This is a genomic window from Massilia aurea, from assembly GCF_014200505.1.
Classification (GTDB): domain Bacteria; phylum Pseudomonadota; class Gammaproteobacteria; order Burkholderiales; family Burkholderiaceae_D; genus Telluria; species Telluria aurea_B.
The window spans coordinates 39,205-57,399 of sequence record NZ_JACHBX010000002.1; the positions used below are offsets into that span (position 1 = coordinate 39,205).

The 18,195-nt window shown below is 62.3% G+C and carries 18 protein-coding genes; 12 read left to right on the plus strand and 6 right to left on the minus strand.

Features of this window, described 5'->3' with window-relative positions; translation table 11 throughout:
- Positions 1 to 26 precede the first annotated feature (26 nt).
- Positions 27 to 1,256: a hypothetical protein gene (locus tag HD842_RS09555; RefSeq protein WP_183553830.1), complete on the minus strand. Its 1,230-nt coding sequence runs from the start codon at positions 1,254 to 1,256 to the stop codon at positions 27 to 29.
- A 345-nt stretch (positions 1,257 to 1,601) separates the two neighbouring features.
- Here HD842_RS09555 and HD842_RS09560 point away from each other — a divergent pair, with 345 nt between their 5' ends.
- The 7 genes from HD842_RS09560 to HD842_RS09590 all read left to right on the plus strand — a co-directional run bounded on the left by HD842_RS09560 (position 1,602) and on the right by HD842_RS09590 (position 7,696).
- Positions 1,602 to 2,471, plus strand: a complete 870-nt coding sequence (locus HD842_RS09560) for an alpha/beta fold hydrolase (protein ID WP_183553832.1) — start codon at positions 1,602 to 1,604, stop codon at positions 2,469 to 2,471.
- Between the two features lie 188 nt (positions 2,472 to 2,659).
- The gene (gene msrA, locus HD842_RS09565) at positions 2,660 to 3,175 is read left to right on the plus strand and encodes a peptide-methionine (S)-S-oxide reductase MsrA (RefSeq protein WP_183553834.1); all 516 of its coding nucleotides are present in this window, start codon (positions 2,660 to 2,662) and stop codon (positions 3,173 to 3,175) included.
- A gap of 195 nt (positions 3,176 to 3,370) precedes the next feature.
- Positions 3,371 to 4,327, plus strand: coding sequence for a fasciclin domain-containing protein (locus tag HD842_RS09570; protein ID WP_183553835.1), 957 nt, complete (start codon positions 3,371 to 3,373; stop codon positions 4,325 to 4,327).
- A 224-nt stretch (positions 4,328 to 4,551) separates the two neighbouring features.
- Entirely contained in the window at positions 4,552 to 5,802 is a 1,251-nt protein-coding gene (locus tag HD842_RS09575) for a DUF819 family protein (RefSeq protein ID WP_221290427.1), read from the plus strand.
- Positions 5,803 to 5,931: 129 nt separating this feature from the next.
- On the plus strand, positions 5,932 to 6,399 hold the full coding sequence (locus HD842_RS09580; protein ID WP_183553837.1) for a hypothetical protein: 468 nt from the start codon (positions 5,932 to 5,934) through the stop codon (positions 6,397 to 6,399).
- A 120-nt stretch (positions 6,400 to 6,519) separates the two neighbouring features.
- Complete coding sequence (locus tag HD842_RS09585; protein WP_183553839.1) at positions 6,520 to 7,062, plus strand: hypothetical protein; 543 nt, start codon at positions 6,520 to 6,522, stop codon at positions 7,060 to 7,062.
- 61 nt (positions 7,063 to 7,123) lie between these two features.
- Positions 7,124 to 7,696, plus strand: a complete 573-nt coding sequence (locus HD842_RS09590) for a histidine phosphatase family protein (RefSeq protein ID WP_183553841.1) — start codon at positions 7,124 to 7,126, stop codon at positions 7,694 to 7,696.
- Positions 7,697 to 7,702: 6 nt separating this feature from the next.
- On the opposite strand, the gene HD842_RS09595 is transcribed toward HD842_RS09590, so the two are convergent.
- Entirely contained in the window at positions 7,703 to 8,398 is a 696-nt protein-coding gene (locus HD842_RS09595) for an SDR family NAD(P)-dependent oxidoreductase (protein ID WP_221290497.1), read from the minus strand.
- Between the two features lie 175 nt (positions 8,399 to 8,573).
- Here HD842_RS09595 and HD842_RS09600 point away from each other — a divergent pair, with 175 nt between their 5' ends.
- Positions 8,574 to 10,355 (plus strand): DUF885 domain-containing protein, encoded by a 1,782-nt coding sequence (locus HD842_RS09600; RefSeq protein ID WP_183553846.1) that lies wholly within the window; start codon positions 8,574 to 8,576, stop codon positions 10,353 to 10,355.
- 7 nt (positions 10,356 to 10,362) lie between these two features.
- On the opposite strand, the gene HD842_RS09605 is transcribed toward HD842_RS09600, so the two are convergent.
- Genes HD842_RS09605 through HD842_RS09615 form a run of 3 tightly spaced genes read right to left on the minus strand, consistent with a single transcriptional unit; the run spans position 10,363 to position 13,033 of the window.
- Positions 10,363 to 11,238, minus strand: a complete 876-nt coding sequence (locus HD842_RS09605) for a hypothetical protein (RefSeq protein WP_183553848.1) — start codon at positions 11,236 to 11,238, stop codon at positions 10,363 to 10,365.
- Between the two features lie 36 nt (positions 11,239 to 11,274).
- The gene (locus HD842_RS09610) at positions 11,275 to 11,862 is read right to left on the minus strand and encodes a TerD family protein (RefSeq protein WP_183553850.1); all 588 of its coding nucleotides are present in this window, start codon (positions 11,860 to 11,862) and stop codon (positions 11,275 to 11,277) included.
- Between the two features lie 37 nt (positions 11,863 to 11,899).
- On the minus strand, positions 11,900 to 13,033 hold the full coding sequence (locus tag HD842_RS09615; protein ID WP_183553852.1) for a toxic anion resistance protein: 1,134 nt from the start codon (positions 13,031 to 13,033) through the stop codon (positions 11,900 to 11,902).
- Between the two features lie 319 nt (positions 13,034 to 13,352).
- Here HD842_RS09615 and HD842_RS09620 point away from each other — a divergent pair, with 319 nt between their 5' ends.
- Both HD842_RS09620 and HD842_RS09625 read left to right on the plus strand, forming a co-directional pair.
- Positions 13,353 to 13,823, plus strand: a complete 471-nt coding sequence (locus HD842_RS09620) for a hypothetical protein (RefSeq protein WP_183553854.1) — start codon at positions 13,353 to 13,355, stop codon at positions 13,821 to 13,823.
- A gap of 93 nt (positions 13,824 to 13,916) precedes the next feature.
- Entirely contained in the window at positions 13,917 to 14,078 is a 162-nt protein-coding gene (locus tag HD842_RS09625; RefSeq protein WP_183555257.1) for a DUF2256 domain-containing protein, read from the plus strand.
- On the opposite strand, the gene HD842_RS09630 is transcribed toward HD842_RS09625, so the two are convergent.
- Positions 14,011 to 15,579: a PKD domain-containing protein gene (locus tag HD842_RS09630; protein ID WP_183553856.1), complete on the minus strand. Its 1,569-nt coding sequence runs from the start codon at positions 15,577 to 15,579 to the stop codon at positions 14,011 to 14,013. The two genes, HD842_RS09625 and HD842_RS09630, sit on opposite strands and share 68 nt — an antisense overlap.
- 343 nt (positions 15,580 to 15,922) lie before the next feature.
- Between HD842_RS09630 and aqpZ the strand changes: the two genes are divergently transcribed.
- Both aqpZ and HD842_RS09640 read left to right on the plus strand, forming a co-directional pair.
- Entirely contained in the window at positions 15,923 to 16,708 is a 786-nt protein-coding gene (gene aqpZ / locus HD842_RS09635; protein WP_183553858.1) for an aquaporin Z, read from the plus strand.
- A 251-nt stretch (positions 16,709 to 16,959) separates the two neighbouring features.
- On the plus strand, positions 16,960 to 18,111 hold the full coding sequence (locus HD842_RS09640; RefSeq protein ID WP_183553860.1) for a zinc-binding metallopeptidase family protein: 1,152 nt from the start codon (positions 16,960 to 16,962) through the stop codon (positions 18,109 to 18,111).
- Positions 18,112 to 18,195: the final 84 nt, after the last annotated feature.

The window sequence follows — 18,195 nt, forward strand, 5'->3', positions numbered from 1 at the left end:
GTCAATCTGCGCGTAACTGGCTGATTTCATTTCAATAAAACAAATGAGGTGTTGCAACCTGAACCAAGGCCCTTGCAGTTTCGGGATTGCGCGAGGTGACGATCCAGATAGATGACGCCAGGCGACATCGGCACCGACGTATTGACGATGATGCATCCTCTGAAATTTCGCGAAACCGTTCCATGCAGCGAGATGCGATCCCAGGTACGTCGGGTCGTTGATTGAACACCATCGATTTCATGATCAAACAAAAACAGCGTTCCTGTCGAATCCGAATCGATCACGTTGACTGTCGCATCGATGTTGCGCATATACCCGGCAACTTCGTGACCTTGGTGATAGAAATGGATATAGGCGCTGTGTATGCATGCGCCAGAGACATCCACCTGAACCCGAACGTTTTCCACGTTACCTGAACTGGCGCCGCTCGTCGCCAGCGAAACCAATCCATTGCTCCCAGGCCAATTGGAACTGCTGGACGCGAAAATCACGAAGTTCGCGTTTTTCAATGATGAGGCAACGAGTGCGCGTCTTACATTGTGGCAAACCAGCCCGACATTGACGTTTTCTCTTATAAAACTCACGCCGACGCCATAGTACGAATAACGAACCTCACCTTGCACACTGACATTCGACAGATAGTTCCGGCTCGCCGCATTGTTATTCGAGCCTAATAACCCAACCACCCTCTCGGCATAGCAGTCGACCAGCCTGAATCCGCTACTTGCCCGGTCCGCCTGAATGCCAACACAGTACATGCCTTGCCAGTTAGTCGACGCATTAAAGCCTGGATCGATAAAGCTTGCTCCCGCTATGGTGATGTTATAGAAATTGGAAAAATAAAACATATTAGGTGTAACCTTGGCCGACGTCGTCGCCATGAAGGTGGCACCGTAGGCTGAAATGGCGACGTTACGCAGATTTCGGCACAAGATAATATAAGCGTGCTCTGCGTACCTGCCGAAATCATAGACGCCGGCCGGGACGAGCAGTGTGCCGCCATCACTCTTTGTCAGCGCAGCGAAAGCCTGGTTGAATGCGTCGATCAGGCGGATTCTGCCCGCGCCCGGTGTGCCGCCAAATTCAGCGAGATTGACGATGGCAGGCGGTACCACGGCGTCACCGATATCGCCGACTTTGCCGCGTCTTTCCATTCTTGGCGGAGCGTCATCGATCTGCGCCGGCACCAGTATTGCGGTGCCGGCCGCTACGCTGCTGATCAGAAGAGACCGTCGCCGGGCAGAATGGTCAGCCATAGCCGCTACCTACCTGTCCTCTCTTTGGGTGATCATCGAGTTCATCATATGCCTCCCCTGACGCTGCAAGTAGATCAACTCTCTGTTTGAGATCAAGGTTAATTTTTAACATTGCGAACAATCTTTCCCTTGCGTCGGTGCTTTGATGCCGGTGCGAGTTACCAAGGACATCATTCACGAACGCCACCCCGCTGCCGGTGGCGTTGTTGTTTGTGGATGCGGCACTCTTTGCCCCGGTCCATTTCCAGCAGATCAACACCGGCAAGCATTCCTAACGGGCGCAGTCGTCCTGCACGCTGCGGTACGCTTGCCTCGTACGCACACCCGTGCGATGGGAGATCGATCATGCATTACATTCGCTGCGGTACCGGCAAGCCCTTGCTACTGATTCATGGCCTCGGTGGTCATTGGCAGAGCTGGAATCCCATCCTGGCTGATCTTGCGACCAAGCGCGAAGTCATTGCGGTGGACCTCCCCGGCTTTGGCCAGACGCCAAGACTGGCTGGCGAAACCTCGATCGGCACCCTGGCAGATGAAACCGCTGCCTTTCTCCAGGCCCATGGCTTGACGGGGATCGACGCAGTCGGCAGCTCGATGGGTGCGCGGCTGGTGCTGGAACTGGCGCGGCGCGGTGGCATCATTGGCGGCGCGGTGGCACTCAATCCGGGCGGGTTCTGGCAGGGATGGGAGCGTCACGCGTTCTTCAGCTCGATCTACCTGTCGATCCGGCTGCTGCGGCTGCTGCGCCCCGTGTTGCCGGCGGTCTGCGCCAATCCAGTCTGCCGCGCTTTGCTGCTGGCGCAATTCTCTTCCCGGCCAACGAAGTTGGCCCCGGACATCGTGACCGATGAATTGTGCAGCTATGTGGCCTCGCCGGTGTTTGACGAAATGCTCGCTCAGCTTGCCTATGGCGAAGAGCAGCAAGGTGCGCCCCGCAACAGCATCACGCAGCCGCTCGTCATTGGTTGGGGACGACGTGACCGGGTTTGCTTCCCCTGGCAGGCCAAGCGGGCACTGGCCATGTTCCCGGACGCTCAACTGCACTGGTTCGATCGCTGCGGCCATTTTCCACACTGGGATGCGCCAGCGGAAGCCGCGCAACTGATCTTGAGCGCATTGGGCGGCGCACGCACCACTGCTGCGACCGGACTTTCCTATGCGCGCGATGAGCGCCACGTTGAACAATCCCTGAGTCTGCAATTGGCTGCTCGCTGATGTTTAAGGCCCGGTACGTCGATGTGGCAAGCAGCGTCGCCTGCGTCGTTGCCTGGCCTGTTGAATGCAACGACGCCGCTGGGCTGCGACGCTGTCATTTTTCAAAATGAAGGCAGGTGCGACGACGAACGCGTCAACGTGGGAAGATAGACGTTATCGACTCACGATTATCCAAGCAAAGGAACTCAATGACACAGCAAACTGAAACCGCAATCCTGGCCGGAGGCTGCTTCTGGGGCATGGAAGATCTGCTGCGCCGCATGCCTGGCGTGCTGTCCACGCGCGTCGGCTACACCGGCGGCGACGTGCCCAACGCGACCTACCGCAACCATGGCACGCACGCTGAGGCGCTAGAACTGGTGTTCGATCCAAGCAAGATCAGCTATCGCCGGATTCTCGAATTTTTCTTCCAGATCCACGATCCGACTACCCCGAACCGCCAGGGCAATGACCGGGGCATGAGCTATCGCTCCGCCATCTATTATCTCGACGATGCACAAAAGCAGATGGCCGAGCAGACCATTGCCGACGTCGATGCCTCCGGCCTCTGGCCCGGCAAGGCGGTCACCGAGATCGCTGCAGCGGGGCCTTTCTGGGAAGCCGAACCGGAACACCAGGATTATCTGGAGCGCATTCCAAACGGATACACCTGCCACTTCATCCGCCCGGACTGGAAGCTGCCGGCGCGCCAGGAATTGACGTAATCCCAGTACCGCCGGGGCATGGGGTTGCCAGACGAGGATGCAATATCCCCGGGCCGGTAACTCCATGGAAAAGCTGATGTAGCGACGTCAAGTTACACCGTATCTGCTTGATCCCGACCATCGGTTGCACGCTGAAGCGGAACTCCAACGGATGAACTCCAGTCCAAAAAGGACGTTCATTCCGGAGGTGCAACCATGAGATCTGTCTTGAAGTGGCTGGGTGCGTTGAGTCTGGCGGTTCTTCTGTCGTCCTGTGGAAGCAGTGACGACGATCTCGGCAACGTCGCCGAGGTCGCTCAAAAAAATGGTTTCACAGCATTGCTGGCGGCAGTCGACAAGGCAGGCATTGCCAGTACATTGACCGCGGCGAATGCCGACCTGACGGTTCTGGCCCCCACCGACGCGGCCTTCGGCGCACTGGCGACACAGCTCGGCTTTGCCAACGCCGGCGCCATGGTGGCGGCACTGCCAGCGGCCGACCTGGGCAAGATACTGCGCTACCATGTGATCCCCGGGGCCAGGTCCTCGGCGGCGCTAAGCACTGCCGGCGCAACCCTCGCAACAGCCTACGTCTTCGACGGCGCAGCTGCCCGGCTCGCACTGAACACGTCATCCGGCGTGGCATTCACCGACGCCGTCCTGGCCAGGGCCAGCGTGACGACGGCCAATGTGTACGCCGACAACGGCATCATCCACGGGATCGACAAGGTCCTGATACCACCCGGCGTGCTCAATGTCGTACAGATGGCCCAGACCAATCCGGCATCTTTCAGCTCGCTCGTCGGCGCAGTCGTGGCAACCGGTCTGGCACCTGCGCTCAGTGCAAGCGGCCCCTTTACCGTCTTCGCACCCAACAATGCCGCATTCGCCTCGGCACCCACGGGCCTGACAAGGTCACAGCTCACGTCGGTCCTGACGTATCACGTGCTGCCGGCACAGGTCCTGTCTACTGCCATACCGTTCGGCACGCCGGTGGCGACTCTGGCGACGACAGCCCTCGACGGGTCAACGGTCCCGGCCCAGACCATCACCATCAACCGCAATCTGACGATCACCGACACTACGGCGGTGCCGGCCACCATCCTGGCAACGGACGTCCGCGCCAGCAACGGCGTCATTCATGTCATCGGAAAGGTGTTGATTCCTAGATAGGTGCACGTCCAGCCATGGCAGCGCTGCGGCGACTAGTTCAGGACCGGGCGCAGACCAACCAGGCAATACAGACTAAGCGGCATGCCTGTACTGACACTACCGGCTGCCAGCGTCCATGACGTTGACGACACCCTTGCACCCGGCGATACTCGTTGCTCTTCGACCAATACGATGCACGTTGCATGCTCGTCATCGGTCCCTGACGCGAATAACCTGGAGCGCGCATGCCGCCTGTTTCTGCTGCCATGATTACCAACGATGCCGTCGTGTTCGGCATGCTTGCCGCCATACTCGGTACCGTCCTGTGGACCGCAGCGCGCCCGGATGGTTTCTGGAAAAAGTTCTACAGCTATGTACCCGCCCTGCTGCTGTGCTACCTGCTGCCTTCGCTACTGAACACGCTTGGCATCATCGACGGTGCGGCCTCAAGCCTCTACCCGATGGCGCGCGACTATCTGCTGCCCAGTTCTCTCGTGCTGCTGTGCGTGGCAATCGACTTCAAGGCGATCGTGCGGCTCGGTCCCAAGGCAATCATCATGTTCCTGACCGGCACGGTTGGCGTCATGCTTGGCGCCCTCGTGTCGTTCGAGGCCATGCGCGTGATCCATCCCGAGACAGTGGCCGGTGACACCTGGCGCGGCATGACCACGGTGGCCGGGTCCTGGATTGGCGGCGGCGCCAACCAGGCCGCCATGCGCGAGGTCTTCGACGTCGATGCCACGATGTTCGGCCAGTTCGTCGCGGTCGATGTGCTGGTAGGTAATTTGTGGACGGCCGTGTTGCTGTTCCTTGCCAGCCGCGCCCGGGTATTCGATCGCTGGACAGGCGCGGACCTCACGGCGCTGAACCGCTTGCGGGACAGCATCGAGCAATACCAGGCGCAGCATGCGCGGATTCCGACGCTGGCCGACATCATGGTGATTCTTGCCATTGGCCTGGGCGCAACCGGCCTGTCCCATTTTCTGTCGGAGCTGCTGGTCGGGTGGATCACGTCCCTGCCCGCCGAATGGCGCCTGCAGGATTACAGCCTGACGTCGGGCTTTTTCTGGATCGTCGTGATCGCCACCACCATCGGTTTGCTGCTCAGCTTTACCAAGGCCCGCACGTTCGAAGGCGCTGGGGCTTCGCGTATCGGCTCAGTGATGCTGTACGTGCTGGTCGCCACGATCGGCATGCAGATGGACCTGAGTGCTCTGGTCGATCGCCCCTGGCTGTTCCTGCTGGGCCTGATCTGGATCGCGTTCCACGGCGGCTTGATGATCCTGATGGCCAAACTGATCCGGGCACCGCTCTTCATGATGGCGGTCGGCTCGCAAGCCAATATCGGCGCGGCAGCATCGGCGCCGGTGGTTGCCAGCGCCTTCCACCCGGCGCTCGCGCCGGTAGGCGTGTTGCTTGCCGTGCTGGGCTATGCACTGGGCACCTATGGCGCCTACATCACGGGGATTTCCCTGCGCGCGATTGCTGGCGGATAAGCACGGGCCGCTGGCGCGCGCGGCTTAAGGATGACATCGCCAGCAGGCTGTTAGAATTTGCGACAATCTTTCCCTGTTCTTTCCCTATTTATTTGCAGGAGTATTCAAATCCTCGGCTTTCTCGTCAAAATGGCAATCGGCAAGCCAAAACTGGTGCTTGCCCTGGTAGTGGCGCTGCTGGCAGTGTTGGCTGGCACGATCACCTATACCGGCTACCTCGTGATCGGGGTCGTGGCCGAGTATCTCGGCACGGGCCGGTTCTTGGCCGGCTTGCTGCTTGGTATTCTGTTCGCCAGGTTTCCTTCGGTTAGCCAGGGCAAGCTGCGCCTCGTCGGCCTGCTGCCCAAGCCTGTCCGCCGGCCACTGATCATCACTCTGGTTGCACTGTGCCTGCTGTACTTCGTGTGGCAAGGCGAGTACGTGCCAGCCCTGTTCACCGGGTTTGTAACGACCTTTCTCGTTGCCTTCCCGTGGTTGCGCAAGACCCTGTTCGATCGGGTGTCCTCGTCGTTCTTCAAGTTCATGCCTGGCCGACGCCCGCCTGAACGCAGCGACGATATGGTGATCGAAGGTGAATTCAAGGAACGCAAAGAGTAAGGGCTGAGCGCCGCCGACAACGGGCGGCGACGCGTGCAGAAGGTGCAATCGCATCGCTCTGCATGCAAGCCGGATGGCGCTCAGTGGTATGCTGCGCCCTTAAACTCCGAAGCCAATGCCATGACCAATAAAAAACAGCCTTCCGCCCGCCAGCCAGCCGAGACGCCCGCCGGCCGGACTGAAAATCCCTTCCTCGACGTCGAGTTCTACCAGCGCATGCGCGACTACACCGAGCGCGACGCCGCCTTTTCGAAGGAGCTCAAGGCCATCGGCGACAGCGGCGCAGGCAAGCACAGCACCGACATCCGCGAGGCGCCGTCACTGCAATTGCTGCGCGCCGTCGTCAAGAAAGGCTTGTCGCTGGAGACCATGTTGGGCCGCATGGCGCAAGGTGTGGAACTGGGCTTGTGGGAACCATGGATGAGCGCCTTCGGCATCGAAATCCGCGGCGTCAACTACGCAAAAGCAGAGCAGCGCAATGCCCGCCTGGCGCTCGACATGAGCCTGGCGTGCAAGGTCAATTCGGTGTTTGCCAATGCAGGCGTCGTCAACTGGCGCAGCCTGGTGGCGCAGGACTGCGCGCAGATCCAGATCGACAAGCCGACCGAGAAATCCGGCGCCAAGGTCTACGCCATCTTCTTCCTGGATGCGCCAGGAAAGTGATTTTTAACAGCGTGATGCGTACCATCTGATCATTCAACCGGCCCCGCCACCGAGAGCCCCCATGGACCGACGCCACTTTCTGGCCGCACTGGCGGCATGCGCAGCGCCCGTTGCCGGTGCCGCCACATCACCATGGCCGCTGCTCCAGCGCGGTGGCTACGTCATCCTGATGCGCCATGCCGCGACGGTGCCGGGTATCGGCGATCCGCCCGGTTTCAAGCTCGGCGTGTGCAGTACCCAGCGCAACCTGTCGCAGTCGGGTCGCGCGGATGCCACCAAAATCGGCGCAGCCTTTCGCAAGCATGGGGTGCCGCTTGGCCCGGTGCTGTCAAGCCACTGGTGCCGCTGCGTCGATACCGCCCGGCTTGCGTTTGGCCGGGTCGAGCCCAGCGAGATGGTTGACTCAATGTTCCAGGATGAGGATGCGGCGCGCGAGCGCAAGCTGGCGCAGCTGCGCACCTATCTGGCGCAGTACAAGGATCCCGGCAACCTGGTGCTGGTGACCCATGACGTAAACATCCGCGCACTGGTTGGCAAGTACGTCGAACAGGGCGACGTCGTCATCGCTACCCGCAGCCCCGATGGTGCCTTGCGCATCGAGACGACAGTGCCGGTGGCACAGCTGACGGGCTGACCTTCCCTACCAGGGCAATTCAGCGCCGTTGTACGACCTGAACGAGCCGCTGTCGGCCGGCGTCAGCGCATCGAGTACCTGCAGCATGTCGGCAGCAGCGGCCTCGGCCGGTCGCCCGATAATCTCACCACGAAACGGTTTCGACAGCCGTGAATTCACGGTCCCCGGATGCAGGGCGACCAGCACACTGTTCTTCTGCGTGCGCGCCACTTCGATCGCCGCGGTTTTTATCAGCATGTTCAGGGCCGCCTTCGAAGCGCGGTAGCTGTACCAGCCACCCAGGCGGTTGTCGCCGATGCTGCCCACCTTGGCGGACAACATGGCCATGATGGCGCGCTCGCCTGCCAGCAACGGCGCAAAATGGCGCATGGCCAGCGCCGGACCAAAGGTGTTCGCCATGAAGGTTGCCTGCATCTGCGGATAGTTCAGGTCGGCCAGGCGCTTCTCGGGCATCGTTGCGCCGTCGTGCAGCACACCGGTCGCATTCACGATCAGGTGGTAGCGCGGCCCGTTGGCAAGCGCCTGCGCCGCGTCGGCAACACTGGCCTCGTTTGCGAAGTCGATCGCGGGCGTCGACTGGCGATGCAGCCCCCGCACCGAAGCGCAGCGTGGCGACTGTTCCAGCAGATCGACAAAGGCCGCGCCGATCGTCCCCGAGGCGCCGATGACCAGCGCATGAAATTGATCCGGCAAACTGTTCATCATGATGTCGTGCTCCGCGGTTGTACGTGCATCGAGTGTACCGAAAGCAGGTCGTGCCATCACCGTCATGCGACGATAACGACGGGTCAATACGCGGGCTGACCCGCGCTGCTGCGCGGTCATTCCCTGCCAGCCCCATGCTATTCTTGCATCGCCCCGACCACCACGAGACCCCATGACCCGCTCGCTTCCCCTGCTCCTGTGCACCCTGCTGTGCGCCGCCCTCCCCGCCATTGCCCAAGTCAAGACGCCGGCCACGCCGGAAAAAATGAACCAGCTGTACGCTGCCTACTGGGAAGACTACCTGCGCGAAAATCCGATCGCCGCGACCTTCAACGGCGACGCGCGCTACAACGATCGCTTCGGCCCTGTCTCGTCGGCCGAGGAGCGCAAGCAAAGCCGCGCGCTGTCGGAAAAATACCTCGCTGCCAGCGCCAAGTTCGATCCGGCGCCGCTGCCGGCCGAAGACCGCATCAGCTACGACTTGCTGCGCTATCGCCTGCAGCAGGTGCTCGACGGCCTGCGGTTCCCGTCCGATCTGGTGCCGGTGGACCAGTTCTCGGGCCTGCACCTGATGATGGCCCAACTGGGTTCCGGCGCCTCGACGCAGCCGTTCCAGACCGTTCAGGATTACGACAACTGGCTGGCGCGCGCTGCTGGCTATGCCCCGGCGGTCGACAACGTGATTGCCGACATGCGCCTCGGGATCAAGCAGGGCATCGTGATGCCGAAGGCCTTGATCAGCCGCGTCTTGCCGCAGCTCGAGAGTGTCGGCAGCGATGATCTGGCGACCAGCACCTACATGGGCCCGGTGAAGAAATTCCCGGCTTCGTTCAGCGCCGCCGACAAGGCGCGCCTGACCGATGCGTACGGCAAGCTGGTGCGCGAACAACTCGCGCCCGCCAACCGCAAGCTGCTCGCGTTCATGCGCGACACCTATTTGCCAGCAGGCCGCACCACGGCCGGCATCGGCGCCCTGCCCGGTGGCAAGGAATGGTATGCCTTCCGCGCGCGCCAGTCGACCACGACCGACCTGACGCCGGCGCAGATCCACGACATTGGCCTGTCCGAAGTAGCGCGCATCCGCGCCCAGTTCGAAGAAGCCAAGGTGCGCGTGGGCTTCAAGGGCACGCTCAGGCAGTTTTTCGATCACCTGAACAATGCGCCCGAGCTGCGCTTCAAGTCGCGCGAAGAAATCCAGGCGGCCTATGAAGGCGTGCGGCCGCAGGTCGAGGCCAAGGTAGGCCAGCTGTTCGCGAATGTGCCGAAAGCGCCGTTCGAGATTCGCCCGGTCGAAGCGTTCCGCGAAGTGAGCGCGGCGCCGGCGTCGTACCAGCGCGGCTCGGTCGACGGCAAGCGGCCCGGCATCTTCTATTACAACGCCTACAAGCCCGAGACGCGCACGCGCTTCACCACCAATGCGTTCTTCCTGCACGAGGCGATTCCCGGCCACCACTTCGAGCGCAGCCTGGCGCAGGAAACGACCGGCCTGCCGGCTTTCCGCCGCTTTGGCGGCAGCACCGCGTTTTCGGAAGGCTGGGGCCTGTACAGCGAAATGCTGGGCCAGGAAATCGGCATGTACGACGACCCGTGGCAGTGGATCGGCCGCCTGACGGCCGAAATCTGGCGCGGCGTGCGCCTGGTGGTCGACACCGGCATCCACGAGAAAGGCTGGACGCGCGAACAGGCCATCGCCTACTTCATGGACAACGTGCCGCAGAACGAAGTGACGGCGGTGCAGGAAGTCGAGCGCTATATCGCGGTGCCGGGCCAGGCGCTGAGCTACAAGATCGGTGAACTCAAGCTGCGCGAATTGCGCTCCCGCGCTGAAAAGACGCTGGGCAAGGACTTCGACCTGCGCGCCTTCCACAACGAGGTGCTGTCGCACGGCGCGGTGCCGCTCGACGTGCTGGAAGCGGCGACCGATCGCTGGATCGCGGCGCAGAAGAAAAGCTGAGCTGCGGCTAGTTACCGCCCTGCGCCTGGGCCATCTCGATCGCGGGCAAGGTGACCGTCAGAAATGACGACACCTGCCCGATGAGTTCGGCAGCTTGCTGCCGGACTTGCCCCATCTGCAGGATCGACAGCTCGGCCTGGCGCACTGCCTGCTGGAGCAGCGTGCGGCGCTGCACGAGCGCGTCGAGCAAGGCAACATCGGCCGAATCGCCGGCCAGTGTCGAGACCACAGCCAGCGTGGCCGAATGCAGGCTCAGGTTCTGCGCCGACGCTTCCAGATTGCGCGTGGCGACATCGCTGTCGGCGATCAGCTGCACCAGTTGCGCGCGGGCAGACGTCAAGGCCGGCTTGAATTCGACGGGCGACGTCGCCCGGCGAAACAGCTTGCCGAACATGCCCGCCGGCGCGCGGGTGGTCTCGAGCGCAGCATCGAGCAACGCCGGCACCGCCATCTGCGTGAACGACAGCACCAGCTCGGTCACGGGCCGCAGCAATGCAGCCTGCTCCATCAGCGGCGCCTCGCCCCATTCCGTTACCAAAGAGAGCTTGACCGGCAGGATGCGGCGGAACAAGGCGGCAAAGCGTTGTTCGGCGTGCGCAAACAAGACCGGATAGTCGGCCCTGGTAATGGCCAGCGCGTCGCGCACCGCCGGGTGATCTTCACTGTCGAACAGCGCCCTGGGCGCAGCCTTCGCAGTAGCGCCTGACGCCGCCGGGACGGCTGGCAGGTCGTCGAATGACAGCGGCCTGGGCGGGCTGTGGCGCACGGGCGGCGCCGATTCGGCATGCGTGTCGCCGAAATCGAGCGCGCGCGGCGTGGCCGGCGCCTCCACCGGATCGGGAGGCGCCTCGGCCGCCTCACCGAAATCAAATGGCTTGGGCATCAGCAAACGGTGGGCGAGCAGCGCGCGGGGTCGGCCTCAGACCGTGCCACCCAGCTTGCGGATGAACGTCGCCAGATTGAGCTTGAAGCCGGCGCCGACCGCCTGGAAGCGCCACTCGCCATCCCGGCGGTACAGCGAGCCAAACTGCAGCGCGGTCTTGTCCGAGTAGTCTTCGTTCAGGTCGTATTGCGCGATCGTCTCGCCGGTGTCGTCGTTGTACACCTTCACGTACGCGCCACTGACGCGGCCAAAATTCTGCTTGCGCACCTCGGCATCGTGGATCGTGACGACGATCGGCATTTCCACCACGGCCGCTTCGACCTTGGCCAGGTCGACGATGATGACTTCGTCGTCGCCATCCTTGTCGCCCGTGCGGTTGTCGCCCGAGTGCACCACCGCGCCGTCGGGCGACGTGGTGTGGTTGTAATAGACGAAATGGGCGTTGCTGATCATGACCGGGTGGTCGTCCGCGTCCTTCCTGCACAGGAAGACGGATGAATCGAGGTCGAACGCCTGGCCTTCGGCCGCATTGACCTTCCAGCCCAGGCCGATACGAACGCGCTTCAGGCCCGGCGCCGTCTTTTCGAGGTTGATGCGGTGGCCGGTTTCGAGCGTGGTCGACATGGATATTCCTTTATGAATGTGATGGGTCAGGTCGTGATTACTGCGCGCCGGGCGTTGATGCCGACGAAAAGCGCGTGATCAGTTCGCGCTCGAGTTCCTGCAGCTTCGGCAACTCGTCCTTGCGGCGCTGCTGGCCTTCGTTCGAGATCTGCTCGAGCTTGTCGAATGCGGTCATCAGCTGCGTCTGCACGTGCTGGGCGGTTTCCAGGCTGACGATCGAACGCTGCTTGACGCGGGCCACTGTCTCGGTGTTTTCCAGCAGCATGTCGGCCTGGGTGCGGAAGGCCGCGTCGGTCGCATCGTAGGCGGCGTTGGCCACAGCTGCGCTCTGCTTGGCTTCGAGCTGCAGCAGGTAGAGCGAGAACACGTTGCGCCAGGCCGGGATCGACACGTTGACGATATCGGTGAAGGTGTCGGTCAGCGCGCGCGCATTGTCCTGCGACAGCCGGATTTGCGGCACCATCTGCGTGGCCATCAGCATCGCCCGGCGCAGGTCATCGATGCGCTTTTCGAGCCGCTCCAGGCGGCGCCGCAGTTCGATCGCCTGCTGCGCCTCGAACGCGTTGGCCGGCGCCGCCTGCTGCGCGACAGCCTGCTGCAATTTGGCGGCCCATGCTTCGCCCTTTTTGACGTCGGCGTCCAGGCCCTGGTAGTAGATTTCCAGGCCCTTGTACATCTCGTCGAAATCATTGATGCGGCCGCGGTGCACGTTGGCATGGCGCGTCATTTCGGTCACCAAGGTGTCCATGCGCGATTCGACCACCTGGTACTGCGACAGCATCTTTTCCTTGACCGAGCCGAACATGCCAGTCACGCGTGCCATCAGGCCGCCAGAACGCAGCTTGGCAGGATCGAGGCCCTTGGCGGTGGCAATCAGTTCGTTCAGTTGTGCGCCGAAGACGTCGGCGTCGGAGGCGCGCACCGTGCCCAGCAGCTTGGCCGACACCTTGGCCACGCTGGCACCGGTGGCGCCGCCGAGGGACTCGATGGCCTTGTCGTCAATGCCCGAGATATCAACGCGCGCCAGCGGCGCCGCGCTCGCCTCGGGCCGCAATGCCGGCAGCGTGTCGGTGCCGGCGGGACTGAACAATGGCGGCAGCGCCGGCGCCGGTGTTGCTGGCACTGCGGATGCTGCGTTCGCTTCTTCTTCGGCGGAGAACAGCGGCTTCATGGCAATCCTTCAGGTGTGAGGTGACGATGTTGATAGCTTACCACCGGTTAAACCCACCTAGCACGCATCGGTTGGCTGCCGGACCAGCTTCCAATTGGCTGTGCCAATGCAGCATGCGTATCGATGCCGATGAGATGCCCTCGATGGATGAAATTGGCCTGCGCATCGCGCAATCGAATCAAAACCATTTACCATCGGCGAAGCTGGATGCCCCTGGATTGGCTAAAGGGTCTTCTTGCAGATCATGAAGCTCTTGGCTAGCGACCGATCGGATTGCTCTCGTCAAGACGCTATTTTCCAACCTCCACGCTCGGGACAAATGATGAAGAACGTCACTGCAGTGTTCCTGGTTTTTTGCTCAGCAAGCGCCTTTGCAACAAAACCCACGCTTCTCGAAACGGCGTTGTCCTGCCAGCTCAAGGATGAACAGATTGCATCGCTGATGCGCGACCTCGCACTTCAGCAGCCTGCCTTCGTCAAACCTTCACAGCAATTTGGTGCCCCGTCCGCCGACATTTACCGGTTACCAAAACCAGTGAGCGCCCTGGGCTATTCGTCCGACGAAGTTGTGGTGACACCGGCTCGCGTTCTCTTGGCGGTGCCTGCGCAGACAGTGAGTCAAGCGGTTGATAAACTGAATCTGATAGAAGAAGCGTATTCACCGGCCAGTCGTGAAATTCGCCCAACAGTCAGCGTTGTAGCCTTTCAACTATCCCACAAGGAGCTGGAAAACAAGCTCCTTGTGGGTTGCCAGTACGCGAATAACGACGCGGCCGGATGGATTCAGTAGATTAATCACGCATCGTTTTATACCGTTCTGGCACGAGACCAGCACAAGAGAGCATCGCCTTGCGCCAGCGGTGCGTACAATCCCTCCATGAAAATGCGCAAGAAATCCGAGCTGCCCACAAAGATCTGCGCCCACTGCGCGCTGCCGTTCACCTGGCGCAAGAAGTGGGCGCGCGACTGGGAGCAGGTCAAATACTGCTCGGAGCGGTGCCGCCGTGCGGCGCCGCCGGACCGGTCACCACCACAGTCTGGCTGACGGTCGTCCTGCGCCCGTCGCGCCCCACCACCGTCGCCGTGACCGCATACACGCCGGGCGTTGAAAAGCTATGACTGGCGCTCGTGCTGCCGACGCCATCCGCCTCCACGATCTTGCGCGCCGCCCCGCTACTGCCGTCACCCCACGCCCACTCGACGCTGCGCGTGCCGGTCCGGTCGCCATCGACGAAGCTGACCAATGCCTGTAGAGGCACGCCGGCCTCGGCCTGCGCAGGCAGGACCAGCGGCCCCAGCGTGTGACCACACATGCATTCCCGATCTGGCCTCAGCAGCACCAGCCCCGCATTCGAGCCTGCGACGATCGCGCCGTTGTCACTGACCGCCAGCGCCTGGTCCAGTAAGAGGCCCGGTGGCGCGTGACGCAGCGCCCGGTTCAGGTCGAGCATGCCGCCTGCGGCGCTCCAGACGAAGGCGCGCGTGGCACCAAGCCGGTCCTCGGCCAAACCGACGATCTGGCCCCGGGTGTTAACATTGCGCGCGGATGACGTCCGCCCGCCCAGCGTGCCGAGTTCGCGCATGCCGCCCTGACGCGTCCACGACATCGCTCGTTGACGCCCATCCGGATACCCGATGCTCCCGGCAATGTGCAGGCCAGGCGTCATCGCAATGACCGATGCCGTGGAACCGCGACCGGTGCCAAGATCCAACATACCCGTGGCGCGCGTCCACAGGAACGGGCGCTCGCCGCCGCCGTCGAACGACGCCAGCCGGTTACCGGCCACCTCGCCCCCAGCTCCGACGGCCACCGGTGACGATTCGGCGCTGCCCAGCGTATCGATGTCGATGAGCCCATCCGAACGTGTCCAGACGAAGGTGCGCGTGAATTCGTCGTCGATCGTCGTCACGCCGGCAACCAGGCCGGCGTCGTTGAGAATGCGGCCGGCTGCCGGCGCCGGGATCCCGGGCGTGACGCCCAGGTCTTCCACGCCGCTGGCGACGCTCCAGCGAAACGGATGCGCCGCATCGCCCATTGCACCGGTGACGACACCGCGGTTGTTGATGGCCCAGCCATACGAACGACCATGGGATGGGGCGGCGCGCAGGTCGAGCATGCCGCCGCGTGCGCTCCAGACGAACGCATTCTCGACGCCAGCGTCATTGAGCGAGGTGCCGGCGACCTGCCCGGCATCGTTCAGGTCGTTCACATACACGGTGCGGCCGCCCAGCGAACCCATCTCTTGAACGATATTGCCATCGTAAAAGTAGCCATCCGTACGATCGCCATGGATCAGCGAGAACGCGACCTGCCCGGACGCATTGATGCGTGGATAGGTCGCGATCGCGCCCATGCCCAGATTGATCACGCGGTAGGCGACAGGCGATACGCCCGCGCTGCCATCGGCATGGATCGACGCTGGTGCCGGCTGCGCCAGCGCGGGACTGGTTGCCGCGAGTACCAGCGACCCTGCCCGCAAGCCCATGCACGCCAGCCACAGCATGGCGCTGGCAACCGACACCACCTTCCCCCAGATCCAATGCATGATTTCTCCAGTCAATGTTAAGCAGCGCCAATCGATCGAGACCCGGCACCATCGGCGAGGTCGGGCAGCGCGCCAATCATGCACGGCGCCGCGCACGCACGGTACGGCGCACGCTGGAATCTCGCGCTGGTTTGTGCAGCGCCAATGTACGCGGGGGCGGTCAATTTTCTGCAGACACGAGATGCGCCGCTTATGGAACCTCGCGCGGCGCAGGGTGTCCTATCAACACCTGCGGCCGTCGACACTGCCACCACGTTCTCCACCGGTATCCGCTGGTATCTGCTGCTGTCAACTGCTGTCGGCTGCTGTTTCACATTGCAATAGTGATCCGAAGGAGACCACGATGAAAATCTACGGCGCCGAGTTTCTCGGCACATTCTGGCTGGTGATGGGCGGGTGCGGCAGCGCGGTGCTGGCTGCCGCATTTCCCGAACTGGGCATCGGCCTGCACGGTGTCGCCCTCGCCTTCGGCTTGTCCGTGCTCACGATGGCGTACGCGATCGGCCACATCTCGGGTTGCCACCTGAATCCGGCGGTCTCGATCGGCCTGTGGGCCGGGGGCCGCTTTCCCGCGCGCGAGCTGTTTCCGTATATCGTGGCGCAGGTCGCCGGCGGCATCCTTGCCGGCGGCGTGCTGTATGTGATTGCCAGCGGCGCCCCCGGCTTTGACAGCGCCAACGGCTTTGCCGCCAATGGCTACGGCGATCATTCGCCAGGCGGTTATTCGCTGCTTGCCGGGCTGCTGAGCGAAGTGGTCATGACCACGTTCTTTTTGCTGATTATCCTGGGGGCGACCGACCAGCGTGCGCCCAAAGGGTTTGCGCCGGCCGCAATCGGTTTCGCGCTGACGCTGATTCACCTGATCAGCATCCCTGTGACCAACACGTCCGTCAATCCTGCGCGCAGCACGGCCGTTGCCGTGTTTGCCGGCGACTGGGCCGTGGGGCAGCTATGGCTGTTCTGGATCGCACCGATCGCCGGCGCATTACTTGGCGCTGCGCTCTACCGCGTCATTGGCGCGCAGGCGCCCGTGTCGGAACCGGTCGACGCGCCCGCCTACGGCCATGTGGAGCGGCGCCAGCGGCAGGTACGGGGCAGCGGCGTCGGTCGCGAGCAAGCCCAGCATTGACGTCCCGGCACCTGACCGACCGGAGCGGCGGAACGCCGGGCCGCCGAATCACGCCGTCTTTCGGCGGCGCGGTTTGTTGTTTTTTCTGCACATTTATTGAAGTCCCTGGTGCTCGCGCCAGGGGCGTAGCAGGCGCGTATCCTAGGGGGCGCACACGATATGAGGCATTGTCTTACATGATTAAACCCACATTGCATTTACTGTTAGATTGTTAATACACCTTCACCCCCAACCCTTCTATCAGTGCTGCTATGAAAACCTTTCACTGCGACAAATGTTCGCATCAGATCTTCTTCGAGAACACCCTTTGCTTCAATTGCGAAAGCACCCTGGGCTACCAGCCTTCCCAGCGCTCCATCAACAGCTTCGAACAGGCTGAAGACGGCCTGTGGCGTAGCCTGAACCGCAAGGATGAAGGCAAGCTCTACAAGCAGTGCAGCAATTATGTGCAGCACAATGTGTGCAACTGGATGCTGCCGGCCGACGATCCGCATGAGTTGTGCGAATCATGCCAGTTGACGGTGGTGATCCCGGCGCTGACGTCGGAAAAGAACCGCGTCCTGTGGTCGCGTCTCGAAACCGCCAAGCGCCGCCTGCTGTTCTCGCTGGCGCAGCTGAACCTGACCCCGGCCTCGAAAGAAATCCAGCCGGATACCGGTCTGGCATTCCAGTTCCTCGAAGATGGCGTGACCGACCAGTGCGTGATGACTGGCCACGACAATGGCCTGATCACGCTGAACATTGCCGAAGCCGATCCGGCCGAGCGCGAGCGCACGCGCGAACAGATGCACGAACGTTATCGCACGCTGCTGGGGCACTTCCGTCACGAGAGCGGCCACTATTATTTCGACCGCCTGGTTGCCGATACGCCGTGGATCGACAGCTACCGCGCGCTGTTCGGCGACGAGCGCCAGGATTATGGCGACGCACTCAAGCGACACTACGAGAACGGTCCGGTCGCCGACTGGGAAGAGCGCTTCGTCAGCAGCTACGCTGCATCGCACCCGTGGGAAGACTGGGCTGAAACCTGGGCCCACTACCTGCACATGATCGATACGCTGGAAACGGCCCACTCGTGCGGCCTGTCGCTCAAGCCGGCCAAGGCCGATGAGCCGGAGCTGGACAAGATCACGCTGCCGACAAAATCCGGTGCGTTCGAAGAAACGCTGAGCGACTGGTTCGCGCTGACCTACGTGCTCAATAGCCTGAACCGCAGCATCGGCATGCCCGATTCGTACCCGTTCAAGCTCAGTACGCCTGTGCTGGAAAAGCTGGAATTCGTGCACAAGGTCGTGCGTGATCAGATGGGCAAGCCGTCGCTGGCTGCGCAGGCACCGGCAGCGGCGCCAGCAGCGCCGGCAGCACCGGCAGCACCAGTAACACCGGCACCAACCGCTGTCTGACCAGATGTAGGGTGGACGGCTACGCCGTCCACGCGTTCAAATCCACGTGATTTTGTGGCACGGCAAGGGTCGTTGAACGCGTGG